Below are 10,228 nucleotides of genomic sequence, written 5' to 3' on the forward strand. Positions count from 1 at the left end.
CACCTCATTCAGCTGTCCACCCGGTCATCACCCGGCACGCCGCAGGCGTCCCGGACGGCTCAGTACCAGCCACCCGTGGTGGTGATGGTCTGGGTGTTCATGGTGGCCCCGCTGCAGTTGACGCTCACGTCGAAGCAGGTCATGTCGCAGTACATGAGGCCGGCCTCGTCGGCGGCCGGCAGCATGTCCAGGGCGGAGACGTTCAGCTCCATGGCAATTCCCTTCCCTATGGTGGTGAGCGGGCGCCGCCTGGCGCGGCGCCCCTTTTTCACGGCCGGTCCCGGAGCGGGCCCGTACCGGCCGAGCCGGTGAGCTACGCGCCTGGTCCGGCGCGGAGGAAGTCGACGACGCGGTCCAGGACCGCGGTGTCGCGGACGTCGTGCTGCAGGTCGTGACCCCCGCCGGGGACCTCCAGATAGATCGGTGCGGCGCCCTCGGGCCACCGGGCCGCGCGCAGGCGCGCGTACAGCCGGCGGGAGTGCCCGACGGGGATGATCGGGTCGTCGTCGCCGTGCACGATGAGCAGCGGCAGCCGCATGCGGCCGGCGAGCCGCAGCAGGTCGCGGGGGCCGAGTTCGTCGTCGAGGTCGGTGCGTCCGCCGAGCCGGTCCAGCAGGGCGCGCACCGGGGGCGGGCCGTCCTCGTACAGCTCCCGTCCGGACAGGAAGGGCGCGACGACCGCGGCGCGCGACCACAGGTCCGCCTGCGCGGCGCAGGCCAGCAGCGCGAGGTACGCGCCGTAGCTGGCCCCGTACACCATCGGCCGCGGTGCGCCGGGGTCGCGGGCGGCGGCCAGAGCCCGGCCCAGGGCGAGGACGTCGGCGAGGTCGGGGCCGCCCCAGGCGTCGCGGATGGCGTCACGGTGGGCGGCTCCGTAGCCGGTGCTGCCGCGCTGGTTGGGCGCGACGACGGCGATGCCCGCCCTGGACAGGCGCTGGAAGAGCGGTTCGTGGGCGAACCGCCAGGCGGCCTCGGGGCCGCCGTGCAGCGCGACCACCACCCGGTGGCCGGCCGTGGGATCGCCGTACACGATCGCCTCCATCGGCCCCGCCGCGCCCGGACAGGACAGCACCCGGGCAGGGGACGGCCGGATCCCGCCGTCCGCGATCGCCGCCGGCGGACGCGACACGGAGCAGCCGGCGATGCCGACCAGGCCGGCGGGGCGGCCCGGCGCGCTGTGGACGAGGTGCAGGCCGCCGGTGTTCCAGCGGGCGGCCGGATGGATCACCCCGGCGGGCAGGCGGGCCTCGGTCCCGGCGTCCGCCGCCAGGTCGTGCAGGACGAGGTGGGAGCGGGTGCGGCGGTTCACCGCGAGGGCCAGCCGCCGTCCCGAGGGGTTCAGCGCCAGTGGCGTCACCTCTCCGTCGAAGGCGTTCAGCCGCTCGGGGTGGCGGGCAGGCCCGTCGTCGTCGCGGTCGCGGACGCCCAGGCGGTACGCGCCGTCGCGGCGCACGGCCGTCAGCAGCACGCCCGCGCCGGGGGCCGCCAGCAGGACGTACTCGTCGGCCGCCGGCCCGGCCGGCGGGGTGAGCGCGCCGGTCAAGGTGTCCAGGACCACGGTGGCCGGCTCGGTCCCGGCCCTGGTCAGGGCGAGCCGGCGGCCGCTCTCGTCGAGCCAGATCCCGCCCCTGACCGGGTACGGCGCCGTGGCGATCCGCTCCGGGCGTTCCGCCCGGCCGGACAGGCGCCACACCGAGGTGCGCCCGTCGGCGCCGGTGGCCAGCACCAGGGCGGCGATCCCCGGGGCCGCGCCCGCCACGACCCTGACCACGCCGCCGCGGAAGACCGCCAGCTCGTGTTCCTCTGCGTTCCCGTCGTTCCCGTCGTCCCCGTCGTCCCCGTCGTCCCCGTCGTCCCCGTCGTCCCCGTCGTCCCCGTCGTCCCCGTCGTCCCCGTCGTCGCGGGACGGAGCGGTGAGCAGCGTCAGGCGGTGTGCGTCGGTCCCGGCGCGGCACAGCAGCACGTCGCCGCCGGCCGTGGGCGTCGGCACGCTCGCCGAGGTCTCACCGGTGCGGGTGCGGAGGGTGCGCGGGCGTGCGCCGGCGACGTCCCACACCTCCGGGACGAGGAGGCCGCGGCCCCGCCGGGCGAGGCAGGCGGCGTACCGGCCGTCGCCGGAGAAGCGGAAGTTGATGCGGCTGACGTCGGGCAGGTGGCCCTCATCCGCTGTCGTGACGTGCCTGCTCATCGGGCGGCCCGCCCGGAACCGCCGTCGGCCGTCCAGGGGCGGGGGCCGCCGTGCCGGAGCCTGTCCAGGAAACTCAGGACGCCCGCCAGCCCGGTGTTCCAGCCGACGCCCGTCGCCGTCCCTCCCTCGTCCGGCGTCACCAGCGATCCGTCGCGCACGAAGGCACGGCTCCACAGCACCGCGGCCAGTTCCTCGGCCTGCGCCCGGTAGCCGGGCTCGTCCAGGAAGTCGGCCAGGTCGAGCAGGAACTGCCCGTCACCGGCCAGGCCGTGGCAGGCCGAGGTGCCCGAGGCCAGGCGCCGGGCGTACACGGTGGCGGCGGCGCCTTCGGCGGCCGTCCTGAAGCGCGGGTCGCCGGTGGCCACGTGCAGGCGGACGAGGAACGTCCCGATCCCGGACGATCCGCTGCACCAGTGAGGGATCCTGCCGCCGCCGCCGGGAGAGTCCGGCCACCAGGCCGTCCCGTCGCGGTGTTCCGCCGCGGCCAGCAGCGTCTCCCCCGCCGCCACGGCGGTCTCCAGGCAGTCCGCTCGATCCAGCGCGGTGCCGGCGGCCAGCAGGAACGTCGCGATCCCCGCGACCCCATGGGCGAAGCCGTAGTGCACGAGACCGGCCAGCGCGGAGTCGAAGTCGTCGGGGACGGGCCACAGCACCTCACCGGCGCTGTGCCGGGCCGCCTTCAGCAGGGCGTCGGCGCACTGACCCGCGCGGTCACCGAAGCGAGCCTCGCCCGTCTCCCGCCCGAAGTGCAGCAGGGCCAGCCCGGCGCCGGCCAGGCCATGGCACACGTCGGGGTTCGGCCAGGTCACCGGCAGGGTGAGCGCCATCTCGACGCCCGCGGCGCGGACGGCCTCGTCACCGAGCCGGCGTCCGGCCTCGAACAGGCCCCAGGCGATGCCGGCCCGGCCGAAGTACAGGCCGGGGGACGGCCGGTGCTCGCCCTCCAGACGGCGGATCGTCCAGTCCGCGGCCTCCCGCAGGACCGCGCCCGCGTCGTCGCGCGCCTGCGGGGTGAGCGCCCGGTCACCCGCGAGGACGGACGCCAGCAGGTGGAGCACCCCCGCCGAGCCGTACTGGACGGCACACGGATCGGCCGTCGCCCCGAACCCGGAGGCGGGCCACAGGGCGCCCGTGGGCTGGGGGGCGGCGAGCGCGTCCGGTGACATCGCGCGCCGGAGGTGGGCGATGCCGTCGCGCAGGAGGCGATCCTGGCCGGACACCTCCAGGCGGCGGACGTCGGCCGCCGCGGACGGCACGTCACGTGCGGACAGCGCGTCCAGGAACTCCTCCGCCCGGCGCAGGTCCCACCGCTGCCCGGGGTCCTCCGCCATCAGGCCGAGCAGCAGGGGCGCCATCGCGGTCGTCACGGGATCACCGGCGGCGGCGACGCCGACCAGCGTGGCCAGCCGCGCGTCGCGTGACCGCCCGCCGGGGGGATCGTCGTCCAGCAGCGTCGGCGTGGACGCGGTGCACAGGTGGTACAGCGTCGCGCCCAGCGCGTACAGGTCGGCGGCGCGACCGGGCGCGGGCGCGTGCACGGCCGCGGCACGCTGCTCGGGGGCCGCGTAGCCCGGCGTGTAGCTCCGCTGGACGGCCGTGCCGGGGACGGCGGCCAGTTCCAGGTCGATCAGCCGGCATTCGCGCTCGGGAGTGACCATGACGTTGTTCGGGGTCAGATCGCGCAGCACGTACCCCTGGTCGTGCACGGTGGAGACCAGGGCCACCAGGCTCCTGGACAGGCTCAGGACGATCGCCGGCCACGCCGCGCCCGAACCGGCGCGACGGTGCTCGCCGGCGCAGGCGCTCAGCGTGGTCCCGGGCAGCCGTTCCTGCGCCAGGAACAGGTTGCCGTCCTGTTCGAAGAGAGCCACCTTGCGCGCCGTGACGCCCGGCGGGCCGAACAGGTCGAGCATGCGCGCCTCGTGCCGGAGCAGGTCACGCATGTCGCGGCCGTCGATCGACGCGCCGAGGTGGGGGCGGGCCTGCTTGATGACCACCTCGCCGCCCTCGTGCCGGTCCTCGGCCAGGAACACGCCGCCCTTGGCGGCGTGCCGGACGGCCTTGCGCACCACGAACCGGCCGGCGAGCAGCACCTGCTCGGGGCGGGCCGTCTTCGGCGGCGCCTGCTCCGGCTCGAAGGGGCACGCCGCCCACGACGGCGGGCAGTACCACGCCTCACGCCGGTCGATCTCCTTGGTGCCGTCGGGCGCGGTCAGCCGGGAGAGGTAGGCGCCGTCGTGGCCGAGTTCGCTCGGGGCGGCGAACACCCCGTAGCGGTAGTGCACCAGGCTTCCCGGCCGGTAGGCGCGGTCGGACAGGATCGGCGGGCCGCTCAGGGCGTAGGTGGCCGCGTGCAGCTCCTCGGCGATCAGGGCGGCGGCCCGGTCGTCCGGCGGGTACACGGTGACGAACTTGCCGACCGAGCCGCGCGGCGTCTCCCGGGACAGGAGCGCGGCCACCTCCTGAAGGGTGGAGGCGAACTTGAACGCGCACCGGTGACGGGTCAGCACGCCGACGACCCGGGTCAGCACCAGGGGCGCCGACAGCGGGGTGGCCGACACGTGCAGCTTCCAGCCCTGCGCCCGCTGGACGGAGTCCACCGGGGTCACGTAGGTCCAGGGAGTGCCGGGGTGGATCTCCCAGCCGGCGATCGCCTCCTGTCCGGCCGGCTGCCGGCCGGTCGCCCGCGCCAGTGCCGCCCTGGCGACGTCCTGGAGCAGGAGACGATCCCCCTCGTGGCGCTCACCGTTGTCCATGGGCTCACTTCCGTCCTCGCGTCTGTGCCGTTCCCGTCCCGCGCGGCGTCGCGCGGGACGGGGACGAAGGTACGGCGAGGAGTTGTGGCCGGCTTGTGGGCGAGTTCGGCGTCCCGGACCGTCGGGGACGTCCGGGACGACCGGCCGCCACAAGTGATTCCAAGGTTCTGTCAGGACGGGGACGGCGGAACCGTCACCGTCGGGTGCAGGCGCCGTCTCCGGCGCCGCGGCCGTCAGTACACGTCGAACATCACCAGCCCCTCCACCACGGTCCGTCCGCAGCCGGTGAACCCGCAGCTCATCATGCAACCGGAGAGCTGGGCTTCCTCCTGGGCGGGAAGCATGTCCAAGGCGAGAATGTCGAGTTCCATGCGGCCGACTGTCCATCACCGACCTTGTGGCTCACATGTGGCCGGTGATGAGAACGCGGCGGACGGCTCACTTCTCGGCGATGAACCCGTGGTACCGGCCCATCCCGTACGGCAGCAGGTAGGACGTGCCGTCTTTCTCGCCATGGACGTTCGTGGCGGTGCCCCTCCTGGGCGGGACGGACGTCCGGACCGCGACGATCCCGCGGGCCGACGCGGTGCTCGGCGCGGCGGCAGCCCGCTTCCCCGGTCCGGTCGCGCCGCCATGACCCGTGCCCGGCGAGGACGTTCCGGCCGCGCCCGCGTCCCGCTGGACGGCATGCTGGGATGGCCATGCCGACGCGTACGGAGGGGCGGATGCACCGGATTCACTTCACGGCCGAGGACCTGGTGCGCATCCGGGTGGCCCCCACGCTGGGCCCGCTGGCCGAGACCCTGTTCAGCCTGGCCGCGCTGCGCGGCCGGACGGAGAAGGCGATGTTCGGCGGATGGCGCAGCCGCGTACGCGGTGGCCTCGACGCCAGGTCCGCGGTCCTGGGCGCGATCAACCCCGCCCGGCCGCCGTGCCTGGACCTGGTCAACCTCGTGCGCCAGGCCGGCGACCTGGCCGAGGGCGCCGAGTCCTTCCTGGCCAGCACCCGGCACGCCGTCCGGGCGGAGCTCGACTTCTACGCCGGCCACCACCGGCGGGTGCCGGGCCCGCTGACCGGGCTCGTCGACAGCCTCACCGCCAGGCGGGAGGTGTTGTCCACGGTGGAGGCCTACCATCACACCGCCCTCGGCCCCTACTGGCGCAACATCCGCGCGCACCTGGACGCCGAACGCGCCCAGCGCGGCACGATCCTGCTCGACCGCGGGGTCGACGGCCTGCTGTCCGGCCTGCACCCCGGCATCCGGTGGTCGCCGCCGACCCTCCACCTCCACGCCGGCGACCGGCTCGCCACCGACTTCACCCTCGACGGGCGGGGACTGCTGCTGGTGCCGTCGTTCTTCATGCGCGTCCCGGCGGTGATCTACGATCCGGGCGATCCCGCCGACTGCATGCTGATCTATCCCGCCGCGCTCGGCGTCGACCACGCCGCGGGCATCTGGACGGACGGCCCTTCGCCGCGAGCGCTGGCCAACCTCCTCGGACGCACCCGCGCGTCGGTGCTCACCGCCATCGCCGACGGCATGACGACCACCGGAGCCCTGGCCCGGCGGCTGGACATCTCCTCCGCGGCCATCAGCCAGCACACCGCCGTGCTGCGCGAGGCAGGCCTGATCACCACCCGACGCCATCACAACAGCGTCCTGCACCACCTCACCCAGACCGGCCTGACCCTCCTGGGGTCGTCGTAGTCCCCCGTATCAGGGACACGTCTGTCACCTTCGCAGCACCTCGACGGGAGCCGCCCAGCCGTTAGGATACGACTGTATCCATACCGGAGATGGGGGTACGATGCGCATTCCCGACCGCCCGTCCGCCTTCACCGACGACTCCGCCCGCGACAGGTACCACGCCGTCTACGACCGGTTGCTCGACGAGCTGTGGCCGGTGCCGGTGGACGCCCTCGACGTGGAGACCCGCGCCGGCCGCGTGCGGGTCCACCGGGCAGGGCCGGCCGAGGGGGATCCCGTGGTCCTCGTGGCTGGCGCCGGCGGGAACGCGCTGGCATGGTACCGCTACATCGAGCCGCTGGCGCGCACGCGTCCGGTCCTGGCCCTCGACCCGCTCGGCGAGCCGGGCCGCTCGGTCCAGAGGCGGACGCTGGCGACCGCCGCCGACGTCGGCGGCTGGCTCACCGACGTCCTGACCGCTGTCGGGGCCGAGCGGGCACACGTGGCGGGCTTCTCCGCCGGCTGCCTGACCGCGGTATGGGCCGCGACGCACCAGCGCCCCGGCGAAAGCGGCCGAGTCGCCGCGCTGACGCTACTGGATCCGGGCGGCTTCGCGCCGATATCCGGGCGGTTCGTCCGGTGGGCCGCCGCCGGCGCGGTCGCCTCCATGCTTCCGCGTCCGTTGCGGCACCGCATGGCCGACGTCGTGAACAACGGCGTGCTGCGCGAGGACGGGCTGGTCAGGCTGGCGCGGGCGGGCGGATGGTCCTTCCGCCGGCACGTGCTCATCCCCTCCCCTTACACCGACGAGCAGATCCGCGAGGTGCCCGTGCCCGTGCAGGTGCTGCTGGGCGCCCGCAGCGCGCTGCACGACTCGCAGGCGGTGGCCGCGCGGCTGGCCGGCATCGCGCCGTCCTGGCGCGTGGAGATCGTGCCCGGCACCGGCCATTCGCTGCCCGTCGAGGCTCCCGGCCTGGCCGTGGAGCGGATCCTCACCTTTCCGGCCCAGTGGCAGCCCGGGGCCGCGGCCCCGAGCCACCACAGGAACAGCAGGTAGGGATCGGGCATGCCCCGGCAGGTCGATCACGACGAGCGGCGGCGCCGGTTGACCGCGGCGCTGCTGCGCATCGCCGGCACCCGCGGCCTGCAGGCGGTGTCGATGCGCGAGATCGCCGCCGAGGCCGGGGTGTCCCTGCGTGTCGTCCAGTACTACTTCACCAACAAGCAGGCCCTGCTGGAGTCCGGCCTCACCGAGCTGGGCGCCCGCATGGACCGCCGGGTCAGGCAGCGGGCCGCCGCCGTCGCGGGCGAGCTGACGGCACGGGACGTCCTCACCGCCGTCCTCGACGCGGTCCTCCCCTGCGACGAGCAGAGCCGCCTGGACTCCATGGCCTGGACCGCCTACTACACCGCGGCCCTCACCGACCCGGTGCTCGCCGCGGTCGGGGTCACCCTGCCCGACGCGTTGGAGAACTTCCTCACCGTGCGGCTGACCGCCGCGCAGCAGGCCGGGGACATCGCCCCCGATCGGGACCCGCGTACGGAGGCCGCCGGCCTGCTGGCCCTTGCCGCCGGCCTGACCCAGAGCGTCCTGAGCGGGCAGCGCAGCCGCGAATCCGCCGCCGACATCATCGGCTACCACCTGGACCGCCTGTTCACGCCTGCGCCGGCCTGACCCGGCAGCGCCTCCACCTGGCGAGGCCGATCAGGCAGGGCCTGGGAGGTACAGGCCGTGGAAGGGGATGACCACACCTGGCAGACCGGACCATCACCTTCGCCGGAGGGCAGTCATGAAGGACGAGCCGCCGTGGCCGAACGACGACGCCATGATGCAGATCGCGATCGAGGAGGCGCAGAGGGGGTTCAGGCAGGGCGGGATCCCCGTCGGCGCGGTGCTCGCCACCCCCACCGCCCTGCTCGGTGCGGGGCACAACGAGCGCGTCCAGCGGGGTGATCCGACGGCGCACGGCGAGATGGCCTGCCTGCGCGCCGCGGGATCCCGGTCCTCCTACGCCGGCACGACGCTGTACACGACGTTGTCGCCGTGCCCGATGTGCAGCGGAGCGATCATCCTGTTCCAGATCCCGCGGGTGATCGTCGCCGAACGGGTGACCTACGCGGGGGACGTCGACTTCCTGCGCGGCCACGGCGTCGACGTCGAGGTCCGGGCCGATGAGCGGTGCGTCGCGCTGATGTCGGAGTTCCAGCGGCGCTCGCCTCAGCTGTGGAGCGACGACATCGGCGGCCGGTGAGCCGCGTCCGGCACCCGCTCGTGCCGCTCGGCACGAGCGGGTGCCGTTTTTATGTGTGCTTTGCGGAGTCGGCTACTATAAGTCACGTTGTTCCACCTCAGGCTGAGGGGCCCGCGACGTCACCACCAGTGACGGAGCCAGTGGAGCGGCCCGGCGAGTTCCTCCACGCCGGGCGAGCGGGCCCCGTGGATCTTTCCCCTGTCAGGACACCTCCTCTGGGCTCGTGTGCTCATTCGATTTCAGAGATGTCAAAGGAAAGAACCTTGGCCCGCTTCGACACCATCGTCGCTCTTCGCCTGGCGAAGGCGCTGCTCACCTTCACCGTCGGCGGCTTCGCGCTGCTCGTCGTCTTCGGCAACCTCACCGACTACGGCACGAACTTCGAGTTCGTCCGGCACGTGCTGGCCATGGACGCGCAGAAGCCCGAGCTCGCCGCGGTCAGCCAGATCAACTACCGCGCCATCTCGTGGACGTGGGCGCACCACGTCGCCTACGTCGGCGTCATCCTCACCGAGGCGGTCATCATGGTGACCTGTCTGGTGTCGGCCTGGCAGCAGGTCAGGGCCGTCGGCCGCGACGACGCCGCCTTCCAGCAGTCCAAGCGGTGGGGCGTCGTCGGCTGCACGGTCGCCCTGCTGCTGTGGTTCTTCGGCTTCCAGGCCATCGGCGGCGAATGGTTCGGCATGTGGATGAACGGCACCTGGAACGGCATCCCCGACGCGGTGCGGCTGTGCACCTACATCGGGATCGTGCTGGTCTTCCTCAGCCTCCGCAACGACACCCGCGACGAGGCCCGCAACGAGGCCCGCCAGAACGCCTGACCCGGAGCCCGGCGCGCGCATCCGCCGGCGACGTGCAGGAGCCCCGGCCGGTCCTCCGGCCGGGGCTCGCTACCCCTGATTCCGACGATCAGAGCGTGATGCTCCAGGTGTCCAGGAAGCCGGTGTCACCGGCGTAGACGTCCCTGATGTCGAGCGTCCAGGTGCCGGCGGCCTGCTGGCTGACCGGGACCGAGAAGGTCCTGGTGCCGTACTGCGTGCAGCTGGTGCCGCCGTAGGGGTCGACCAGGTAGTAGGTGCCGTTCGGGCCGCGGAGCCGGATGTTCAGGTCCTCGGCGCAGGTGTGGCTGATCGTGATGGACAGCTTGACCGGGGAGACCGCGGTGCCCGTCGCGTTGGACGTGATCGAGCTCTGCGTGGTGGTGTAGTCCCTGATCTGGTAGTCGGTGTTGTTGGTGAACATCCGGCCAGGGCCGCCGGTGCCGACCGTGAGGGTGTAGGTCGCGGTGTGCGTGGTCGAGCCGGTGCCCGTGATGGTGATCGGGTAGGTGCCCTGGGCCGTGGA

The 10,228-nt window shown here is 73.8% G+C and carries 10 protein-coding genes; 5 read left to right on the forward strand and 5 right to left on the reverse strand.

Features of this window, described 5'->3' with window-relative positions; all coding sequences use genetic code 11:
- Positions 1-59: 59 nt before the first annotated feature.
- The 4 genes from AB0J71_RS37550 to AB0J71_RS37565 all read right to left on the reverse strand — a co-directional run bounded on the left by AB0J71_RS37550 (position 60) and on the right by AB0J71_RS37565 (position 5,315).
- Positions 60-212 carry a hypothetical protein gene (locus AB0J71_RS37550; protein WP_352327478.1) on the reverse strand — a complete coding sequence of 51 codons (153 nt, stop codon included), beginning with the start codon at positions 210-212 and terminating at the stop codon, positions 60-62.
- A gap of 101 nt (positions 213-313) precedes the next feature.
- Positions 314-2,188, reverse strand: coding sequence for an alpha/beta fold hydrolase (locus AB0J71_RS37555; RefSeq protein WP_364418752.1), 1,875 nt, complete (start codon positions 2,186-2,188; stop codon positions 314-316).
- Positions 2,185-4,944, reverse strand: a complete 2,760-nt coding sequence (gene lanL / locus AB0J71_RS37560; RefSeq protein ID WP_364418754.1) for a class IV lanthionine synthetase LanL — start codon at positions 4,942-4,944, stop codon at positions 2,185-2,187. The genes AB0J71_RS37555 and lanL overlap by 4 nt, the downstream gene beginning before the upstream one ends.
- 233 nt (positions 4,945-5,177) lie before the next feature.
- Positions 5,178-5,315 carry a hypothetical protein gene (locus AB0J71_RS37565; protein WP_352329937.1) on the reverse strand — a complete coding sequence of 46 codons (138 nt, stop codon included), beginning with the start codon at positions 5,313-5,315 and terminating at the stop codon, positions 5,178-5,180.
- A 354-nt stretch (positions 5,316-5,669) separates the two neighbouring features.
- On the opposite strand from AB0J71_RS37565, the gene AB0J71_RS37570 reads away from it, so the two are divergent.
- The 5 genes from AB0J71_RS37570 to AB0J71_RS37590 all read left to right on the forward strand — a co-directional run bounded on the left by AB0J71_RS37570 (position 5,670) and on the right by AB0J71_RS37590 (position 9,705).
- Entirely contained in the window at positions 5,670-6,653 is a 984-nt protein-coding gene (locus AB0J71_RS37570; protein WP_352329940.1) for a winged helix-turn-helix domain-containing protein, read from the forward strand.
- A 100-nt stretch (positions 6,654-6,753) separates the two neighbouring features.
- Positions 6,754-7,689, forward strand: coding sequence for an alpha/beta fold hydrolase (locus AB0J71_RS37575; protein ID WP_364418756.1), 936 nt, complete (start codon positions 6,754-6,756; stop codon positions 7,687-7,689).
- 9 nt (positions 7,690-7,698) lie between these two features.
- A complete protein-coding gene (locus AB0J71_RS37580) occupies positions 7,699-8,307 on the forward strand; it encodes a TetR family transcriptional regulator C-terminal domain-containing protein (protein ID WP_364418758.1) in 609 nt (202 codons plus the stop codon).
- A gap of 115 nt (positions 8,308-8,422) precedes the next feature.
- The gene (locus AB0J71_RS37585; RefSeq protein WP_352331298.1) at positions 8,423-8,884 is read left to right on the forward strand and encodes a nucleoside deaminase; all 462 of its coding nucleotides are present in this window, start codon (positions 8,423-8,425) and stop codon (positions 8,882-8,884) included.
- A gap of 263 nt (positions 8,885-9,147) precedes the next feature.
- Positions 9,148-9,705 (forward strand): DUF2165 domain-containing protein, encoded by a 558-nt coding sequence (locus tag AB0J71_RS37590; RefSeq protein WP_364418760.1) that lies wholly within the window; start codon positions 9,148-9,150, stop codon positions 9,703-9,705.
- Positions 9,706-9,793: 88 nt separating this feature from the next.
- Here the strand turns inward: AB0J71_RS37590 and AB0J71_RS37595 are convergent.
- A partial coding sequence (locus tag AB0J71_RS37595) for a proprotein convertase P-domain-containing protein (protein ID WP_364393735.1) occupies positions 9,794-10,228 on the reverse strand: 435 nt, incomplete at its 5' end.

Source organism: Nonomuraea sp. NPDC049637, assembly GCF_040675235.1.
In the GTDB taxonomy this organism is placed as follows: domain Bacteria; phylum Actinomycetota; class Actinomycetes; order Streptosporangiales; family Streptosporangiaceae; genus Nonomuraea.